Genomic DNA, 18,908 nt, shown 5'->3' on the forward strand with positions numbered 1-18,908 from the left:
GGAGCAGGCATGGCAGGCGCGGCGGCGGACCAGTATCAGGGCGTGGGGCGAACGGGGCGGCGCAGGCTCCGGCTGATCGCGGTGACATTGCTGGCGCTGCTTGCCGCCGCTCTTTCCGGGCAACTGGCCCTGGGGCAGGCAGGCCCGGCCCAGCCGCAATCCACACAGCAGCAGCCAGGCCCACAGCAACCCGCGCCGGCGAAACCCGCCGCCGGGGCGCCGGCGCCCGCGCCGCCCTCGCCCGCCACCGTCGATGAAGCCACCCGCATCGCGGCGGAAGCGCGCGCCAAACTGCTGGCGGCGGCGCGCGGGGCGTTCGACCGGCAAAAGGTCCGGCTGGCGGAGATCGAAAGCTCCCTGTCGCGGCGCAACCACACCAGCGCCCAGCTTGATGAACTGCGCGACCAGCTGGCCGAAAGCACCGCCGCCCTGCAGGATGCGCTGGGGCCGCTGGCCCAGCGGGCCGCCGCCGCCAAGGCCCTGGTCGATCAGCTCGGCCCCAAGCCGGACGAGAAGAAGGACGGACCGGAAACGGCGGAGGCCGCCGCCGAGCGGGAGCGCCGCCAGCGCAATCACACCGAAATCGCCGACATGACGCGCATCGGCAATGCCTTGCTGCTGCAGGCCAGCCAGCTGTCCGAGACGGTGGCGAGCGAGCGGCGCAGCCGGTTCACCCACGCGCTGTTTGACCGCTCGTGGAGCGTCCTCAGCCCGCAGCTCTGGACCTATGTGGCGGGGGCTTTCCCGTCCAATCTGAAGGCCCTCGCCGCCGTCGGCTCGGACTGGCTGGCCGCCCTGAACGACCGCATCGCCGACAGGCGCATGCTGCCCTTCGGCCTGTCGCTGGTGGCGCTGGGGCTGGTCTGGCTGGCCCGGCGCTTCCTGCTGCGCCTGCTGCATGCGCGCATTGTCAGCTACAATGCGCCCGGCCAGTTGCGCCGCGCCGTTTCAGGCCTGATCGTTACCCTCAGCGACACCGCCGCCGTGGCGCTTGGCTGCTGGTTCGTCTATCTCGGCCTGGACGGCAGCAATCTGGCCCCGGCCAGCGTTGAGCCGCTGATCCGGCCGGTGCTGCAGGCCATTGTCGTCGTCACGTTCATGCGCGCGCTGATCGTCGCCCTGCTGGCGCCGGACGCGCCGCAGTGGCGCATTCTCGACATTCCCGACCAGACGGCCGGCCCGATCGCCAGGACGCTCACCACCATCACGGGCCTCGCGGTAACCGGCTGGGCGCTGGGGGAGATCCTGGAAGCCATCGGCGGCGACCGCGCCACCGCCATTGCGCTCGACGCGGTGGTCAACGCCAGCGTCGCCCTGCTGTTCATGCGCATGCTGCGCCGGATGCGCGACGACGCCGACTGTGACGCGCAAAGCCTTGGCCCCTACGTACCGACCGACGGCGCCGCCTCCGGCCTGTGGCGCCTCGGCGCCTGGACCATCGGTTCCCTGACCCTCGCCGCGACAGCGACGGGCTTCATTCCGCTGGCCAGTTTTCTCGTCAACCAGACCCTGTGGACGCTGGCCCTGCTCGCGGTGCTCAAGCTGCTGCTGGTGATCATTGATGAGGGGCTTGGCCAGGCGCTGGGCGACAACAGCCGCATGTCGCTGGCGATGCAGACGACTGTCGGCGTGCGCAAGCGCTCGCTGCAGCAACTGGGCGTGGTGCTCGCCGGCGTGTTGCGCATCTCCCTGATCGCCCTGGTCGTGCTGCTGGCCCTGGCGCCGTTCGGCATCCAGTCAACCGACTTCATCGGTTCGGTCCGCAACGTGTTCTTCGGGCTGCACGTGGCTGGCTTCAACATCTCGCCGGTCAGCATCCTGTCGGGCCTGGCGCTGCTGGTGGTCGGCATTCTCATCACCCGCGCCTTCCAGGGCTGGCTGCAACAGAAGTTCCTGCCGGCGACCAGTCTCGATTCGGGCCTGCGCAATTCGATCACCACCGCCGCCGGCTATCTGGGCGTGTTCATCGCGGTGGCGGCGACCCTGGCCAATTTCGGCCTGAGCCTTGACCGCATCGCCATCGTCGCCGGCGCCCTCTCGGTCGGCATCGGCTTTGGCCTGCAGTCGATCGTCAACAATTTCGTCTCGGGCCTGATCCTGCTGTGGGACCGCTCGATCAGCGTTGGCGACTGGATCGTCGTGGGGGCCGAACAGGGCTATGTGAAGCGCATCAGCGTGCGGGCCACGGAAATCCAGACATTCGAGCGCGCCTCGATCATCGTGCCCAACTCCACCCTGGTCTCGGGCACGGTGAAGAACTGGCTGCGCAACAATCGCACCGGGCGCATCGCCATCACCGTCGGCACGGGCTTCCAGAAGGATCCCCAGGCTGTGGCGGACCTGCTTCTGAGGTGCGCCAATGCCCATCCGGACGTGCTGCGCGAGCCAAAACCCACCGTGCTGTTCAGCAATTTCACCACCACAAGCCAGGAATTCGACCTGCGCTGCTTCAGCGACGTCGAAGCGATGTCACGCATCCGCAGCGACCTGAACTACCGGATTTTCGCCGCGCTGACCGAGGCGGGCATCTATGCGACGCCTGGGCCGGCGCTCAGCGAAGTGCGGCTGCTGTTGCCGGAAGATTTGCAGCAGGCCATCGGCGCGCGCGCCGCGCCGGCGGGGCAGGCTACCCGCCCGGCAACGCCGGAGCCTCCGGCAACGGACTCTTGACGATTGCACAGGCAGGGTGCGCCGCGCGCTGGTCACGGATGCATCCGCCCGGCGCGCGATCATTGATGTGATGCATTTTCCCGCTGAAAAGTGGCCGCTTTTCCCGAAGATGCCCCGAGCCTGGAGCCCGCCCTTGCCTCCTGCCTTTCTGTCCCCCGCCATTTCGCGCGTCGGAATCATCGCGGTTCCGGCGCTGGCCGCCGCCTTGCTGGCAGGTTGCGCCAGCCAGCCACAAGCCCCGGCCGCGCGCCAGCCGGCGTTCTACGCCAACCTCGGAGAAACCGGCGCGCGCCTGGATGTGGCGGACGCGGCCCAGACCATCAATCTCTACCGCCAGCGCCACGGCCTTGCGCCGCTCAGCGTCGATGCGGACCTGACGGCGCTGGCCAGCAGCGAAGCCAGCGCCATGGCCGGCCGCGACGCGCCGGCCTCCGCCGACGCCCTGCGCCGTTCACTGGCAAGCCGCGGCGTCAGCGCGCCGATGGTCAACATGTCCGCCGGCTATCGCACCATGGCGGAAGCGTTTTCCGGCTGGCGCGACTCGCCGGCCCACAACGCCGCCATGTTGAACCCGCGCGCCACCCGCATGGGCATCGCCGCCGCCAGCGCCCGGCCTGGCTCGAAATATCGCGTTTACTGGACGCTGGTGACGGCTGGCCCCTGACGGGCCAGCAATTGCCCACGCGTCGGCCGGCGTCTGCCCATGTTCTGGCGAGCGCTTTTCCAGGCGCTGGCAGGCGCCTTTCCATGCGCTGGCAGGCGTTTTTCTATGCGCTGGCAGGCGCCTTTCTATGCGCTGGCAGGCGCCTGGACGCCCCCCGCCCGGCCTGGTTCATCCGGCGTTCGGGCGGTGATCGCCAGGGCGTGGATACGATCTGGCGTCAGCTGGTCAGCCAGTTCCGCGTTGACCATGCGGTGCCGCTCCAGCCGGGACTTGCCAGCGAAGGCCGCTGACACAATGTATACGGAGTAATGGGTTTCCCCCTCCGGCCGCGCCCCGGCGTGGCCAGCATGACGGTGGGAATCGTCGATGACGTCCAGCGTCACCGGCGCGAACGCCGCCTGAAGACGGTCGCGGATCAGGTCTGCGCGCTTCATGATCTGCTCCTTTTTGGCGAGCCTGCTGGAACAATACCCGATCGATATTGATCTGATATTGCCCATGTTTTTTCTTGCCTGAGCGCATGTCGGCCGACCAGGAGACGGCCTCTGGCATGAAAGCGCTCCACGGCGGTGGTGGAAGCGCTCTGGTATGGCGAGAGCGTCATTTTGGCCACCGTTTTTCCACCGCAGCCAGACCGTGCCCAGCGTTTTGAGAACATTGAGCGGCTGGCGGTTTTGCCTGCTGTTTTCAGATGGGGATCCGGGCGGCCATTTGCATGGGAATTTTCCTGGCGTGCGCTGGCTGCCAGCGTCTGGTATGGTGCCTGTCCGCCAGACCTCCCGTTTCACCGGGACGGCGGGCGGGATTTGCCAGGCAGTATTGGCGGCCCGACGCCGCGCCGGCGTCCCTGACGCCGGCCCAAGCCGTGACGGAGACGGCCTGTCCGCCCCGTCGCCACGATCTTGCCTTGCGCCGCGGTCTTGCCATGCGCCGCGGTGTTTCCATGCGCTGTCGGCGGCGTGGAGAGCGCCGGTCGCCTGGCGTGAGGCGCAGCGCCGCGACATGCGCCGGCAAGGCCCTTCTGACGCTGGCGCTCCGGGTTCCGGAGCGTCGGGTGGAGCCATGATCCAGGGCGAAACGCCATCCGGCCAGGCCGGACGTCGCCCTGCCTTTTTGTTTGGACGCACGCGCCGGGGACGGGCAGCCTTCCGCCCTGGCCAGGCCCTCGAATTGCAAGACGCACGGACAGATGGATCTCAATTCACCCCTGTTTGACCGCATTCGCGCCGGTCGCAAGAAGGAAGAAGAGCCGCAGCCGAGGACCCCGGCGTGTGACCATCCCGGCTGCGATGAACCAGGCCAGCACCGCGCGCCGAAGGGACGCCAGCGGGAAGGGCAATACTGGTGTTTCTGCCTCGCGCATGTGCGCGCCTACAACCAGTCCTACAATTATTTCAATGGCATGGATGACGCCTCCGTCGCCAGCCACCAGAAGGCGGACCAGGTGGGGCATCGCCCGACCTGGAAAATGGGCGTCAAGGGCTCCGCCGGCATGCGCTCGAAGATCGACACAAGCGGCCGGGTCGCCGATCCCTTCAACCTGTTCCGCAGCGCGGCGGCGCAGCGCAATCCGGCGGCGGCGCCGCGCGTCGGCCTCGCCGCCCGCAAGGCGCTGGAAACACTCGGCCTCGACGAGAGCGCCGACGCGGCGGCCATCAAGGCGCGCTACAAGCAGCTGGTGAAACGCTTCCATCCGGACGCCAATGGCGGCGACCGCAGCTTCGAGGCGCGGTTTCAGGAAATCGTCAAGGCGCACGGCGTGCTGCGCACCCAGGGCATGTGCTGAAAGGGCGCGGCGCGGGCCGGCGAACGGCTCCCACGCCGCCACTCCGCCGCCGCCTCAAGGCAGATCCCCGCAAAAAACACGGCTGCGGCGCCCCTGTCATGAGCCCGGAACATTGCCCCCTGGGCAAACGGGTTCTAGAACTGTCGTGTCGCCTGTCTTTCAGGCGGCGCGCCCGTTGGGGAGCAGCGCCAGATCGGGCCCGTGCGCGGGCGCGCTCCGGCGTGCACGACCGGACGGCGGGCCTGCCTCCGGCCATGCCCGGAACGGCTCGCCGCACCATGCGGAGACGCCCGTGTCGCCGCGTGGCCGGACCATGCTCCCTGGCCTGGCGGCGTGCGTTTGACTTTGGAACCCGGCCTGCCCGGGATGCAGCTTCAAAGCCAGTTCGCAGGCCGCCGGAACATCATGTGGGTGGTCTTTTGATTCCGGCGTCTGCATCCGGCCTTCCCGGGCCTGGACAAACGCCTGAATCCAAGGACCACCAGGCCGGCTGCTGATCGAGGAATTACATGCAAGCCCCAAGCGCGTCATCCGGCGTTCCGGATGTGAAAGTCTCCGTTCGCAAGCTGTTCGGCATCGATTCCGACATGGAGGTCCCCGCCTTCTCCGCGCGTGACGAGCATGTGCCGGAAATCGACGCCGATTATCTGTTCGACCGCGAGACCACGCTCGCCATTCTCGCTGGCTTCGCCTTCAATCGCCGCGTGATGATCACCGGCTATCACGGCACCGGCAAATCCACCCACATCGAACAGGTCGCGGCGCGCCTCAACTGGCCGTGCGTGCGCGTCAACCTCGACAGCCACGTTTCGCGAGTCGATCTGGTTGGCAAGGACGCGATCGTCCTGCAGGACGGCAAGCAGATCACCGAGTTCCGCGACGGCATCCTGCCATGGGCGCTGCAGAACAACGTCGCCCTGGTGTTCGACGAATATGACGCCGGCCGCGCCGACGTGATGTTCGTGATCCAGCGCGTGCTGGAGGTTTCCGGCAAGCTGACGCTGCTCGACCAGAACCGCGTCATCCACCCGCACCCGTCGTTCCGCCTGTTCGCCACGGCCAACACCGTCGGCCTTGGCGACACCTCCGGCCTGTATCACGGCACCCAGCAGATCAACCAGGGCCAGATGGACCGCTGGTCGATCGTGGTGACGCTGAACTATCTGCCGCATGAGCGAGAGGTGGACATCGTACTCTCCAAGGCGCCGCACTATCGCGACAGCGCCACGGGCCGCGACACGGTCGACCGCATGGTCCGGCTGGCCGCCCTGACCCGCAACGCCTTCATGAACGGCGACCTCTCCACGGTGATGAGCCCGCGCACGGTCATCACCTGGGCCGAGAACGCCCGCATCTTTGGCGACGTGGGCATGGCCTTCCGCCTGACCTTCCTCAACAAGTGCGACGAGCTGGAGCGCACCCTGGTGGCGGAGTTCTACCAGCGCTGCTTCGGCAAGGAGCTGCCGGAAAGCGCCGCCAATCTGGCGCTGGCCTGACGCCGGGAATGACCGGCGCCTGCTGGCTTCGCCCCGTCGCCGCATGACGCGCCGCCCCCGCCCTGGCGAACCGGCGCGTCATGGTCCTTTCGGGGCGGAGCCCTCCCCGCCGGAAGCATTCCCTGTCGGGAGCGTTTTCTGGCCGGGAGCGTTTTGACGACATTGACGCTTTTCAAGGGGGCCGTCGGCCCCGCGTGGAAAATCCCGCCCGGAAGACCCCGCTTGGAAGGCCCCGGAGCAGAACGCCGCCGGCCCAGGCTGGAAGTCTGCCCCATCTTTTTGATCTGACGCGTTTTCCTGACGCGAGGTGGCGTTCACTTCGCCGGGAAACGCCCTGGCAGGAACAGGCGATCGTGACGATCCCGAACACCCGACCAGCGGGCGCGAAACCCGCCCCCACCGAACCGCTGAAGCGGGCTGTTGGCGACTGCATGCGCGCCATGGCCGGGAGCAGCGCGCTTGAGGTGACCTTCGGCACGGACAAACCGAGCCTGGTCGTCGACCGCGCCCGCATTCCCGAGCCGCCGCGCAAGATGTCGGCGGCGGATGTGGCGGTGATGCGCGGCCACGCCGATTCGCTGGCCCTGCGCCTCGCCTGTCACGACGATGCGGTGCATCGCAAGTTCGCGCCGGAAAGCCCCCAGGCGCGCGCCGTCTATGACGCCGTGGAGCAGGCCCGCGTCGACGCCATTGGCAGCCGCCGCCTGACCGGCTCGGCCAGCAACATCGCCGCCATGCTGGAAGACCGCTATTCCCGCGCCAACCTGCAGCACGTGGCCGACCGGGAAGACGCGCCGCTGGCCGACGCGCTGGCGATGCTGGCGCGCGAACGCATGACCGGCTTGCCGCCGCCGCCGGCGATCCGCCGGGTTGTGGACCTGTGGCGTGAAGGCGTTGAGCACAAGGCCGCCGCCAGCCTCGACGCCCTGCTCGATTCGCTCACCGACCAGAAAAAGTTCGCCCGCACCGTGCGCGAACTGCTCTCCAGCCTCGACATCGCCGACGAACTCGACGCCGACGAAAGCGAGGACGACGACGACAGCCAGGACGACGCCCCCGAATCGGGCGCCGACCAGGAGCAGGGCGACGGCGACCAGCAGGACGCCGGCGAGCGCGGCGACGCGGAGCTGTCCGACGACGTCTCCGAGGACATGCAGGAAGGCGCCATGGAGGCGGACGACGCCCCGCCTGGCGAACTGCCCGATGAATCGGATCTCGGTGATTCCGAAAGCTCCGGCGAGACGCCGCGACCGCCGCAGACCAAGCCCGGCGACAACCGCGCCACCGACTACAAGGCCTATGCCCCGCGCTTCGACGAGGTGGTGACCGCCGAAGAGCTGTGCGATGCGGAAGAGCTGGCGCGCCTGCGCGGCTATCTGGACAAGCAACTGGCCAATCTGCAGGGCGTGGTGGCCCGCCTCGCCAACCGCCTGCAACGCAAGCTGCAGGCGCAGCAGAACCGAGCCTGGGAGTTTGACCTTGAAGAAGGCATGCTCGATCCGGCGCGCCTGCCCCGCATCATCATTGATCCCTTCCAGGCCCTGTCATTCAGGCAGGAGAAGGACACCAATTTCCGCGATACGGTTGTGACGTTGCTGATCGACAATTCCGGCTCGATGCGCGGACGGCCGATCACCGTGGCGGCGACCTGCGCCGACGTTCTGGCGCGCACCCTGGAGCGGTGCGGCGTCAAGGCCGAAATCCTGGGCTTTACCACCCGCGCCTGGAAGGGCGGCCAGTCGCGCGAGCTGTGGCTGCAATCCGGCAAGCCGGCCAATCCGGGCCGTCTCAACGATCTGCGCCACATCATCTACAAGGCCGCCGACGCGCCATGGCGGCGGGCGCGCAAAAATCTGGGCCTGATGATGCGCGAGGGCCTGCTGAAGGAGAACATCGACGGCGAGGCGCTGGACTGGGCCCACAAGCGGCTGCTGGGCCGGCCCGAGCAGCGCAAGATCCTGATGGTGATTTCCGACGGCGCGCCGGTGGATGATTCCACCCTGTCTGTGAACCCTGGCAACTATCTGGAGCGCCACCTGCGCCAGATCATCGCCGAGATTGAGCAGCGCTCGCCGGTGGAGCTGATCGCCATCGGCATCGGCCATGACGTCACCCGCTACTACCGGCGCGCCGTCACCATCGTCGACGCCGAGGAACTGGGCGGCGCCATGACCGACAAGCTGGCTGAACTGTTCGACGAAACCCCGGCGCCGCGCACTGGCCGGACGGGGCGCGGACGGTAAGGTTTCCCGGTGACAAATGACCGATGGAATGGATGGCGCGGGTGACCGCGCCATTTGTTTTGGGCGCGGGGCCTCTGACAGGCAGGGACGCTGACAGGCAGGGGGGCGCGCGGCTGGCCCGTGTCCGGCTACAGCCGGGGCACACGCCGCCAGACAACAAAAAAGGCGGCCAAAGCCGCCTTTCCATCGGGCTCACCGGCTCCGTCAACCGGAGCCAGGCCCTTATATGTGCGCGACCTGACGCCTTGCGTCAGCCAGCGCGAACGGCGCGCCTCAGTTGGCGGCGGCCTTCTTCTCGATCTCGCGCTTCAGCGCAAGCGCGCCCTGCGACAGCTCGGAAGCCGAAGCCTTGGCGAGGAAGCCGTCCAGGCCGCCACGGTGCTCGACCGTGCGGAGGGCAGCGGCGCTGACGCGAAAGCGAACGGCGCGCTCGAGAGCCTCCGACTGGAGGGTCACATTGCACAGGTTCGGAAGGAACCGGCGCTTGGTCTTACGATTGGAGTGGCTCACGAGATGGCCGGTCAGAACGGCCTTCCCAGTCAGCTCGCAACGGCGGGCCATGATCGTTGTCCTGCTCAACGGCGAAGCGGCGCGGTCCCCAAATGGCGGACAGCTTGCTTGACCGACAATTCCATGAAGTGCCGGAGCTATAATGGCGCGCGGCGGCAGCGTCAAGCCATTGTCCCGGCGCTGGCGGACAAATGTCCTGGTCAGGCGCGATGGACGGCGCCTTTCCCCACTGTCACCAGCCGCCACGGCTCAAGGGACGCGGCTCAAGGGGCCCGGCTCAAAAAGCGCGTCCAGAGGACAATGCAAAAACAGGCCGCCGGGCTTCACCATACAGAAACCGGAATCATGCCATATGGCCGCCCACCATCGGACATCTGGCGCGCCCCCTGGGCGGCGCATGCGGAGGACATACTGTGGCCGCGAAACTGTCGAGCGATCTGCGATCCGGAGCCCTTGTCTATCACAGCCATCCAAAGCCCGGAAAGCTGGAGATCAAGGCGACCAAGCCGCTCGGCAACCAGCGCGACCTTGCCCTGGCCTATTCGCCAGGCGTCGCCGCCGCCTGCGAGGCCATCGCCGCTGACCCTGCGGAAGCCGCCCGTCTCACCATCCGCCAGAACCTGGTGGCGGTGCTTTCCAACGGCACCGCCGTGCTCGGCCTTGGCGACATCGGCCCGCTGGCCGCCAAGCCGGTGATGGAGGGCAAGGCCGTCCTGTTCAAGAAGTTCGCAGGCATCGACGTGTTTGACATCGAGGTGGCGGAGAAGGACCCGGAGCGCCTCATCAATGTGGTGGCGGCGCTGGAGCCAACCTTCGGCGGCATCAACCTTGAGGACATCAAGGCGCCGGAATGCTTCGAGATCGAGGAGCGGCTGCGCGAGCGCATGTCGATCCCGGTGTTCCACGACGACCAGCACGGCACCGCCATCATCGTGGCGGCGGCGGTGACCAATGGCCTGGCTCTCGCCGGCAAGGACATCGCCAGCGTCAAGATCGTCGCCTCGGGCGCCGGCGCGGCGGCCCTCGCCTGCCTCAACCTGCTGGTGTCGCTCGGCGCGAAGCGGGAGAATATCTGGGTCACGGACCTGGAGGGCGTGGTCTATGAAGGCCGCCCCGCGCTGATGGACCGCTGGAAGGCGGTGTTCGCCCAGAACACCGACAAGCGCACCCTGGCCGAGGTGATCCCTGGCGCCGACATTTTCCTCGGCGTCTCCGCCGGCGGCGTGCTGAAGCCGGAGATGCTGGCGGCCATGGCGCCGCGCCCGCTGATCATGGCGCTGGCCAATCCCTATCCCGAGATCATGCCGGATGAGGCGGAGAAGGCCCGGCCCGACGCGATGATCTGCACCGGGCGCTCGGATTTCCCCAACCAGGTCAACAACGTCCTGTGCTTCCCCTTCATCTTCCGCGGCGCGCTCGACGTGGCGGCCACCACCATCAATGAGGAGATGAAGCTGGCGGCGGCCCACGCCATCGCCGCCCTGGCGCGTGAGGCGCCCTCCGACATGGTGGCGACGGCGGGCGGCGGCGCCCAGCCATTTGGCCCGCATTCGCTGATTCCCAATCCCTTCGATCCGCGCCTGATCCTGCGCATCGCCCCGGCCGTGGCCAAAGCCGCGATGGACACCGGCGTCGCCACCCGGCCGCTGGCCGACATCAACGCCTATGCCGACAGCCTGACGCGTTTCGTCTTCCGCTCCGGCTTCGTCATGAAGCCGCTGATCAGCCGCGCCAGGGAAAACCCCATGCGCGTCATCTATGCGGAAGGCGAGGACGAGCGGGTGCTGCGCGCCGTTCAGGCGATCGTGGAGGACGGGGTGGCCCACCCCATCCTGGTCGGTCGCCCGGCGGTGGTTGAATCCCGCATCAAGCGCTTTGGCCTGACCATCCGCCAGGGCGTCGATTTCGACCTCACCAATCCGGAGGATGATCCGCGCTACCGGGACTATGTCGCCGCCTATCTCGAGGTCGCCGGCCGCAAAGGCATCACGCCGGACGCCGCCCGCACCCTGGTGCGCACCAACAATACGGTGATCGCGGCGATCGCCGTGCGGCGCGGCGACGCCGACGCCATGATCTGCGGCCTGGAGGGGCGCTTCCAGTCGCGGCTGCGGCACATTGGCGACATCATCGGCCTCGCGCCCGGCATCAAGGAAATGTCGGCCCTGTCCCTGGTCATCACCAGCAAGGGGCCATTCTTCATCGCCGACACCCATGTGCGCCAGGACCCGAACGCGGAAGAACTTGCCGACATGGCCATCGCCTGCGCCAGCCATGTGGCCCGCTTTGGCATGGAGCCGCAGATGGCGATGCTGTCGCATTCGGATTTCGGCTCGTCCGATTCCCCCTCGGCCCGCAAGATGCGCGCCGCGCTGGAACTGGTGCGCGAGCGGGCGCCGGACCTGGTGATCGACGGCGAAATGGCCGCCGACACGGCGCTTTCCGAAATGGTGCGCGACAAGGTCTACCCCAACGCCCGCATCAAGGGCGCGGCCAACGTGCTGATCATGCCCAATCTGGACGCCGCCAATATCGCCTTCCAGATGACGCGGGCGGTGGCGGACGCCCTGCCGGTCGGCCCCATCCTGATCGGCCCGGCGCAGCCGGCGCATATCGTCACTCCCTCGGTGACGGCGCGCGGCATCGTCAACATCACGGCCATCGCCGTGGTCGAGGCCCAGGAACACGCAGGGAAGGAACACGCCGGGAAGGAGCACGCCGAGAAGGAACACGCCCGCAAAAAGCTGGCGGACGGCGCATCCTGAAGGCAGTGTCTCACCACCACGATCAACCGGAGGGCGCGTCATGAACCTGTCGGGATTGCAATCACCTGCGCAAGCGCAGACGCAGGCCCCCGCGCGGACGTGCGGGCCCTGCACCCTGTGCTGCAAGGTGATGGGCATCGTCGCCCTCGACAAGCCGCGCGGGCGCTGGTGCCAGCACTGCAAGCCCGGCAAGGGCTGCGACGCCTATGACGCGCGGCCAGACGAGTGCCGGACATTCTCCTGCCTGTGGCTGGGCGAGGGATTTCTGGGGGAGGAATGGCGACCGGACCGCAGCAAGCTGGTGCTGTACACGGAGCACGGCGGCGCGCGCCTGGTGGTGCAGACCGACCCGGGCGCCGCCGGCGTCTGGCGGCGCGAACCATGGTTCAGCCAGATCCGCACATGGGCCGCGGCGGCGACGGCCAGCCGCCGCCAGGTGCTGGTGGTGACCGGCGACAGCACCACGATTGTCCTGCCGGACAGGGAGGAAAACCTCGGCCGCCTGCATGACGGCGACGAGGTGATCGTACATGAGCGCCACGTCAACGGGGCGCAGGCCTGGGACGTGGAGATCCGCCGGGCCTGACGCGCGCCCCAGGTTTGCGGCGATTACAGCTGGCGGGCTTCGTCGGGCAGCATGATCGGAATGCCGTCGCGGATCGGATAGGCCAGACGCGCCTGGCGGCTGATCAGTTCCTGACGCTCCGCGTCATATTCCAGCGTCGCCTTGGTCAGCGGGCACACGAGCAATTCGAGCAGGCGCGGGTCGAGCCGGGTGACGCCCGGCGTCGGGCTGCCCTGGTTGGCGTCCTGTTTTTTGGCGTCGGTCTGGCCGGTCATGGGATGGTTTCCAGTTGATCTGTCGGGGCGCTGTCTGCCAGCGCCGCCTGGGAGCGGTTTCTGATCGGCCAGACGATTCCGTCTGGCCGGAAAGCGCCTTATTGCAGCGACGGGTCCGAGCCGGCGCCGCCGCGCGCCAGTTCGATCTCGGTGATGGCCACCAGCATCTCGGCGCGGGTTTTCAGGTCCGGCGCCTCCAGCAGCGCCTGTTTTTCGCGCATGCCGTAGGGGCTCATCATCGACAGGGCGTTGACCAGCGCCTCATTGGAGGCGCTGCGCACGCCGCGCCAGTCGATGCGCAGGCCGCGCGCCTTCACGAAAGCCTCCAGCGCCGCAATGACGGCGTCGCGGTTGACCTCGTCCTCGCCGGCGCGGGCGCAGAAATCATCGCAGAACGGGTGATAGTCGACCCGCGCCTGGCGGTAAGGCGTGGTCACCGCCAGCTCCTCCGTCAGGCGGAAGCGCGCCACGCCGGTGAGGGTGATGAGGTAGCGGCCGTCGCCGGTTTCGGCGAAATGGGTAACGCGGCCGATGCATCCGGTAGCGTAAAGATCCGGCGCGGGCGACCGGTCCTCCTCCTTCAGCGGCTGGATGATGCCGATGACCCGCCGGCCAGCCAGGGCGTCGTCGACCATGGCCAGGTAGCGTGGTTCGAAAATATTCAGGGGCATCTCGCCGCGCGGCAGCAGCAACGCCTCCGACAGTGGAAACAGTGGAATCGTCAGCGGGCAGTCCTGCGGACCACGATAGACAGCGTTCATTACCACGGCGTCATGCCTCTTCCTGAACTGTTGCCTGGGCCTTTGCTGTGGCTCAGGCAAACATCAGCGACGACAGGCGGCGCCGGCCTGTCAGCGTCGCGGGGTCCTTCGGACCCCACGCCTCGAAAAACTGCACAAGCTGCTTGCGGGCGGCCTCGTCGTTCCAGCCCCTGTCCTTGCGGAAAATGGTCAGCAACTCCTCAAGAGCGGCCTTGCGGTCGCCCCTCGCGTTGTGGGCCAGCGCCACATCGAAGCGCGCCTCGTGATCGTCCGGATTGGCGGCGAGCCGCGCCTCCAGCTCCGCCGCCGGACCAAGATCGCCGGCCTGCTCCGCCAGCTCCAGCGCCGAGCGGGCCGAGACGATGGCCGGATGGTTGTGCTTGTCGGCCGGGGCCAGAGCCAGGAAGCTGCGGGCGCCTTCCAGATCATCCAGCGTGACGTGCAGTTTGACCAGGGCAGCGATGGCGTCGGCGTTGTCCGGCTCCTGCTGCAGCACGGCGGCGTACAGCTCGGCGGCGCCCTGGGCGTCGCCGGCCGCGTCAAGCGCCGCCGCTTCCTCAAGCAGGGCGTCGATCGCCGTCGGCCCCAACGGCCCGACAAGGCGCTCGATAAAGGTGCGGATCTGCCCCTCCGGCACCGCGCCCATAAAGCCGTCCACCGGCTGGCCGCGCTTGAAGGCGATCACCGCCGGAATCGACTGGATGCCCATCTGGCCGGCGACTTCCGGGTGATCGTCGATATTCATCTTGACCAGCGACACCTTGCCGCCAGACGACGCCACCACCTTCTCCAGCGCCGGCGCGAGTTGCTTGCACGGGCCGCACCACGGCGCCCAGAAGTCCACCAGAACCGGCGCATTCATGGAGGCGCGGATCACGTCGTCAGCGAAACTCGCCGTGGTTACGTCCTTGACGGAGGTCGCGGCGGAAGCTGAAGCAGTCTGGTCGGTCATCGGCAACTCGGTCATCGGCGGCGGGGTCCCTGGCAACGGCGTCCTGAACGCAGCGGCGCGGTCTGTCGGTTCACCACGGCGCAGGCGTCATTTTCTGCCCGTCAAAATGGGGCTTCGCCGGCCAGAAAACAATTCCGGCGACACAATTCGGGGCAGACAATTGCGGACAGCCCGGCGGAACCGGGGGGCAGGCCTGGCGCGGCGCGGCGCCGCCACGCCCGAAAGCCGCCCCACACGGCCGCCCGCCCCAGAAACGCGCCTGCCCCGGAATTGCGACTGGGAAGCCCGTTTTCCCGCAGCAGGCCCGCCTCTGGTTGTCCACATCCCTGGCGCAGCGTCACAGCTTTTTCACACGACGCGCCACATCTCCCCTTGCGTCCATCCACGTTCCAGGGCACATAGCGCCCATCGGCGGCGGCGACGTTGCTGATGGAAGCGGGTGTAGCTCAGGGGTAGAGCACAACCTTGCCAAGGTTGGGGTCGAGGGTTCGAATCCCTTCGCCCGCTCCAAAAATGGCCAGCAGACAAACCGCCGCGAGGCGGTTTTTTTGCGTTTGGACCACGACCTTTGCCACGGCGGCGGCGCCAGGTCCGGCATCATGTGCGCCAGCGTGGAAAAAATGCGCCAGACATATTGCGCGGGGAAAAAATCTGGGGCAGATAGCGCTCATCGGCGGCGGCAACGCTGCGGATGGAAGCGGGTGTAGCTCAGGGGTAGAGCACAACCTTGCCAAGGTTGGGGTCGAGGGTTCGAATCCCTTCGCCCGCTCCAGAAATGGCCAGCAGACAAGCCGCCGCGAGGCGGCTTTTTTGCGTTCAGATCATATTTCCGCTCAGACCATGCCCAGCAACAGCAGCAGCGCCAGGCTGATCGCCGTCAGAGCGAGGATCGACAGCACCGCCGCTGCGACAACCCGCCAGCCCGAGCGGGCAACCATGCGCACGTCGACGCCAAGCCCCAGCGCCGCCATCGACAGCAGCGTCAGGATGCTGGCCGCCTCGCTGGCCGGCGCGACCAGCGCCTGAGGAACCAGGCCAGCCGAGCGCAGTGCGGCGAGAACCATGAAGGCGGCGATGAACCAGGGCAGCGCGTGCATGACGCCGGGTTGACGGCGCGGCGCGCTGCGGCCCCCCGCGGCCGGGCGCGGCGCCAGCCGCGGGGCAAACAGCGACAGCACCAGGCAGATCGGGCCGAGCATCAGCACGCGCACCAGCTTCACCAGCGCCCCCATATGCATCGCCGTGGTTCCAAACGGCGCGGCGGCGGCCAGCACCTGCGGCACGGCGTAGACGGTCAGGCCGGTGAGCGCGCCATAACCCACGGCGCCCATGCCCAGCCACAACCCCAGCAGCGGCAGCCCCAGCACCACCAGCACGCCGAGCACCGCCGTGAAGGCAATGGAAGCGGCCACGTCGTTGCTGTCCGCGTCGATGACCGGGGCCACGGCGGCGATGGCCGAATTGCCGCAAATCGAATTGCCGCAGGCGATGAGCAGCGCCATGCGCACCGGCAGGCGCAGCAGGCGACAAATGCCGAAGCTCAGCACAATGGCCAGCGCCACCACGGCGGCGACGCCGGCAATCATGCCTGGCCCGGTCGCCAGCAGCGTCGCGGCGCTCACCGACACGCCGAGCAGCGCCACGCCCAGTTCGAGCAGGAAACGGGCGCTCCAGGCCACGCCCGGCTCCCAGTCCGGCCCTGGATTCCAGACGCTGCGCACGGCGGCCCCCATGAGAATCGCCAGCACCATCGGCTCCAGCCATGCCTTGCCGAACAGCGTCCGTTCGCCGGCCTCCAGCGCCAAGGCGGCGGAGCCAACAGCGACGCACAGGGCGACGCCGGGCGCCAGCGTCCGCAATCTGGCGAAACCACAAAACAGACGGCTGGCGATGGCGGTCATGGGATGTCCTTTCACGACGCATCCTGGACATCGCGAACCAATCATTCCAACGCATCGTTTTTGTCGTTATAATCTGTTTTTCAGATCATTCGATTCATCCGGCCGCATGACCCCGAACAATGACCCTTGAACAATTGCGAATTTTCGTCGCCGTCGCCGAGCGCGAACATGTCACCGCCGCCGCGCGGGCCCTGCACGTGTCGCAATCGGCGGCGTCGGCGGCGATCGCGGCGCTGGAGGAACGCCACGACGTGCGGCTGTTCAACCGGGTGGGGCGCGGCGTGGAGCTGACCGACGCGGGGCGCATTTTTTTGCGGGAGGCGCGGGCCGTGCTGGCGCGGGCGGCGGCGGCGGAGCAGGCGCTCGACGAATTGCGCGCGCTGACGCGGGGCAGTCTGCGGCTGGTCGCCAGCCAGACAACCGCCGCCTACTGGCTGCCGGCGATCCTCGCCCGCTACCGCGCCGCCTACCCGCGCATCGCCATCAACCTCGACATTGGCAACTCGGACCAGGCGGCGGGCCGGGTGCATGAGGGCGAGGCGGATTTCGGCGTGGTGGAAGGGCCGGTGGATGATCCGGCGCTGGCGGTGTTCCCCATCGGCGCCGACCGGCTGCAACTGGTGGCGGCGACGCCGTTCGCCGCGCCGCCCGACGCCGCGTGGCTGGGCAAGGCGCGCTGGGTGATGCGCGAGCGCGGCTCCGGCACGCGGGCGGCGCTCGAAGACGCCCTGCGCGGCCTGGGCGTCGATCCGGCGGCGCTGGACATCGCTCTGGTGCTGCCCTCCAACGAGAGCGTGCGCACGGCGGTGGAGGCGGGCGCCGGCGTGACGGCGCTGTCATCGCTCGTCGTCGGCCCGTCGCTGGCGGCCGGCGCGCTGCACGCGGCGCCGGCCGATTTCGGAGCGCGGCTGTTTTACGGCCTGCGCCACAAGGAGCGTTATCGCAGCCGCGCCGCCGATGCGCTTGTGGACATGTTCACCGGAGCGCGCCAGGGGGGAGCGCCATCAGGCTGACGCCATCACGAGAGGTTGTCCCTGCGCGTTTTCCACATCGAGAAGATGACGCCGGAGGCGATCAACGCAAAGGTGACGCCGAGGCTGACCGCCGGCGGAAACTTGTCCACGCCCAGCAAGAAGTCGGAGATAAAGATCTTCGCGCCGATGAAGATCAGCACTCCCGCGAGGGCATATTTCAGATAGTGGAAGCGGTGCACCATGGCGGCCAGCGCAAAGTACAGGGCGCGCAGACCCAGGATCGCCATGATGTTCGAGGTGTAGATGACGAAGGTGTCGGTCGTGATGGTGAAAATCGCCGGCACGCTGTCCACCGCGAACACCAGATCGGCCAGGTTGATGATGACCAGCGCCAGAAACAGCGGCGTCGCCGTCAGCACCACCCGCCCCTTCCTGTCGGGGACATGCACGAAAAAGCGGTCGCCGTGCAGTTCCTTCGTCACGCGCATGTGCCGGGTGATGAAGCGGATCGCGGCGCTGTCCGACAGATCCATCGGCTCGTCGCCGGACAAGAACATCTTCACGCCAGTGTAGAGCAGGAAGGCGGCGAACAGATACAGCACCCAGTGAGCTTCGGCGACCAGGGCGGCGCCGCCGGCGATCATCAGGCCGCGCAGCACAATCACCGCCAGAATGCCCCACAGCAGCGCCCGATACTGGTAGCGCGCCGGAATGGCGAAATAGGTGAAGATCAGGCTGATGACGAAGACGTTGTCGATCGACAGCGCCTTTTCGATAAAGAAGCCGGTGTAGTATTCCATGCCCTGGCGCGGGCCGAGCGCAATCCACACCCAGACGCCGAAGAGAAGCGCCACGCCAATATAGAAGGCTGACAGCTTCAGACTTTCGGCAATGCCGATTTCGCGGTCCTCCCTGTGGAGGACGCCCAGATCGAAAACGGTCAGGGCCACAACCAGAGTGACGAACGCCACCCAGAACCAGACAGGCGTGCCAAGCCAGACGGCAAACAGAAAATCCACGGCGCTGCTCCTCAAAATCGGGAACCACCGGAGCGACCGCAAACGCATCTGGGGAGAAAACAGGCCCGTCAGTGCACCGGATGGCTCCGATGCGGTCCGACATCACGTTGCTGTTCAGCATCCGCCAGAGGGGCCCGGTCCGCGTCATCTGTATATGCGCAGACGCTGGCGCTGCTCAATGGCCCTGCACAAACATTTTGCGCCGCACGCAGCCTGCGCATGCGGAAACTGCGCCGGCGCCACGCCCCTTGACCTTCCTGCAGCTGGAACCATTACATCAAGATCCAGCGCGCAATCTTGCTGAACGCAACCGGCGCGGGTTCTGCT

At 67.6% G+C, this 18,908-nt stretch carries 15 protein-coding genes and 2 tRNA genes; 10 read left to right on the forward strand and 7 right to left on the reverse strand.

Annotated features, from left to right (window positions below):
- Nucleotides 1-9 precede the first annotated feature (9 nt).
- Nucleotides 10-2,670, forward strand: a complete 2,661-nt coding sequence (locus tag ACERNI_RS03770; protein ID WP_448831934.1) for a DUF3772 domain-containing protein — start codon at nucleotides 10-12, stop codon at nucleotides 2,668-2,670.
- A 133-nt stretch (nucleotides 2,671-2,803) separates the two neighbouring features.
- Nucleotides 2,804-3,334 (forward strand): CAP domain-containing protein, encoded by a 531-nt coding sequence (locus tag ACERNI_RS03775; protein ID WP_448831935.1) that lies wholly within the window; start codon nucleotides 2,804-2,806, stop codon nucleotides 3,332-3,334.
- Between the two features lie 125 nt (nucleotides 3,335-3,459).
- On the opposite strand, the gene ACERNI_RS03780 is transcribed toward ACERNI_RS03775, so the two are convergent.
- On the reverse strand, nucleotides 3,460-3,768 hold the full coding sequence (locus ACERNI_RS03780; RefSeq protein WP_448831936.1) for a BolA family protein: 309 nt from the start codon (nucleotides 3,766-3,768) through the stop codon (nucleotides 3,460-3,462).
- Nucleotides 3,769-4,523: 755 nt separating this feature from the next.
- On the opposite strand from ACERNI_RS03780, the gene ACERNI_RS03785 reads away from it, so the two are divergent.
- The 3 genes from ACERNI_RS03785 (at nucleotide 4,524) to cobT (ending at nucleotide 8,859) form a co-directional block, all read left to right on the forward strand.
- Complete coding sequence (locus ACERNI_RS03785) at nucleotides 4,524-5,120, forward strand: J domain-containing protein (RefSeq protein WP_448831937.1); 597 nt, start codon at nucleotides 4,524-4,526, stop codon at nucleotides 5,118-5,120.
- A gap of 509 nt (nucleotides 5,121-5,629) precedes the next feature.
- Nucleotides 5,630-6,616 carry a cobaltochelatase subunit CobS gene (gene cobS, locus ACERNI_RS03790; RefSeq protein ID WP_448831938.1) on the forward strand — a complete coding sequence of 329 codons (987 nt, stop codon included), beginning with the start codon at nucleotides 5,630-5,632 and terminating at the stop codon, nucleotides 6,614-6,616.
- A 353-nt stretch (nucleotides 6,617-6,969) separates the two neighbouring features.
- Entirely contained in the window at nucleotides 6,970-8,859 is a 1,890-nt protein-coding gene (gene cobT, locus ACERNI_RS03795; RefSeq protein WP_448831939.1) for a cobaltochelatase subunit CobT, read from the forward strand.
- Nucleotides 8,860-9,132: 273 nt separating this feature from the next.
- Here the strand turns inward: cobT and rpmB are convergent, their stop codons facing one another.
- Nucleotides 9,133-9,420 (reverse strand): 50S ribosomal protein L28, encoded by a 288-nt coding sequence (gene rpmB, locus ACERNI_RS03800; RefSeq protein WP_448831940.1) that lies wholly within the window; start codon nucleotides 9,418-9,420, stop codon nucleotides 9,133-9,135.
- Between the two features lie 362 nt (nucleotides 9,421-9,782).
- Between rpmB and ACERNI_RS03805 the strand changes: the two genes are divergently transcribed.
- Nucleotides 9,783-12,134 carry an NADP-dependent malic enzyme gene (locus ACERNI_RS03805; RefSeq protein ID WP_448831941.1) on the forward strand — a complete coding sequence of 784 codons (2,352 nt, stop codon included), beginning with the start codon at nucleotides 9,783-9,785 and terminating at the stop codon, nucleotides 12,132-12,134.
- A 40-nt stretch (nucleotides 12,135-12,174) separates the two neighbouring features.
- Entirely contained in the window at nucleotides 12,175-12,720 is a 546-nt protein-coding gene (locus tag ACERNI_RS03810) for a hypothetical protein (RefSeq protein WP_448831942.1), read from the forward strand.
- 23 nt (nucleotides 12,721-12,743) lie between these two features.
- Here ACERNI_RS03810 and ACERNI_RS03815 read toward each other — a convergent pair whose 3' ends face one another.
- The 3 genes from ACERNI_RS03815 to trxA form a co-directional block, all read right to left on the reverse strand.
- Nucleotides 12,744-12,974, reverse strand: a complete 231-nt coding sequence (locus ACERNI_RS03815; RefSeq protein WP_448831943.1) for a Trm112 family protein — start codon at nucleotides 12,972-12,974, stop codon at nucleotides 12,744-12,746.
- 98 nt (nucleotides 12,975-13,072) lie between these two features.
- Nucleotides 13,073-13,741 (reverse strand): LON peptidase substrate-binding domain-containing protein, encoded by a 669-nt coding sequence (locus ACERNI_RS03820; protein WP_448831944.1) that lies wholly within the window; start codon nucleotides 13,739-13,741, stop codon nucleotides 13,073-13,075.
- Between the two features lie 46 nt (nucleotides 13,742-13,787).
- Nucleotides 13,788-14,687, reverse strand: a complete 900-nt coding sequence (gene trxA / locus ACERNI_RS03825) for a thioredoxin (protein WP_448832152.1) — start codon at nucleotides 14,685-14,687, stop codon at nucleotides 13,788-13,790.
- A 435-nt stretch (nucleotides 14,688-15,122) separates the two neighbouring features.
- Here trxA and ACERNI_RS03830 point away from each other — a divergent pair.
- Nucleotides 15,123-15,197: transfer RNA gene (locus tag ACERNI_RS03830), tRNA-Gly, on the forward strand.
- A gap of 187 nt (nucleotides 15,198-15,384) precedes the next feature.
- Nucleotides 15,385-15,459: transfer RNA gene (locus ACERNI_RS03835), tRNA-Gly, on the forward strand.
- A 61-nt stretch (nucleotides 15,460-15,520) separates the two neighbouring features.
- Here the strand turns inward: ACERNI_RS03835 and ACERNI_RS03840 are convergent.
- Nucleotides 15,521-16,588: a YeiH family protein gene (locus ACERNI_RS03840; RefSeq protein WP_448831945.1), complete on the reverse strand. Its 1,068-nt coding sequence runs from the start codon at nucleotides 16,586-16,588 to the stop codon at nucleotides 15,521-15,523.
- 119 nt (nucleotides 16,589-16,707) lie between these two features.
- Between ACERNI_RS03840 and ACERNI_RS03845 the strand changes: the two genes are divergently transcribed.
- Entirely contained in the window at nucleotides 16,708-17,601 is an 894-nt protein-coding gene (locus tag ACERNI_RS03845) for a LysR substrate-binding domain-containing protein (RefSeq protein WP_448831946.1), read from the forward strand.
- 5 nt (nucleotides 17,602-17,606) lie between these two features.
- Here the strand turns inward: ACERNI_RS03845 and ACERNI_RS03850 are convergent, their stop codons facing one another.
- The gene (locus tag ACERNI_RS03850) at nucleotides 17,607-18,581 is read right to left on the reverse strand and encodes a TerC family protein (RefSeq protein WP_448831947.1); all 975 of its coding nucleotides are present in this window, start codon (nucleotides 18,579-18,581) and stop codon (nucleotides 17,607-17,609) included.
- Nucleotides 18,582-18,908 lie beyond the last annotated feature (327 nt).

The sequence above is a fragment of the Camelimonas sp. ID_303_24 genome, from assembly GCF_053543495.1.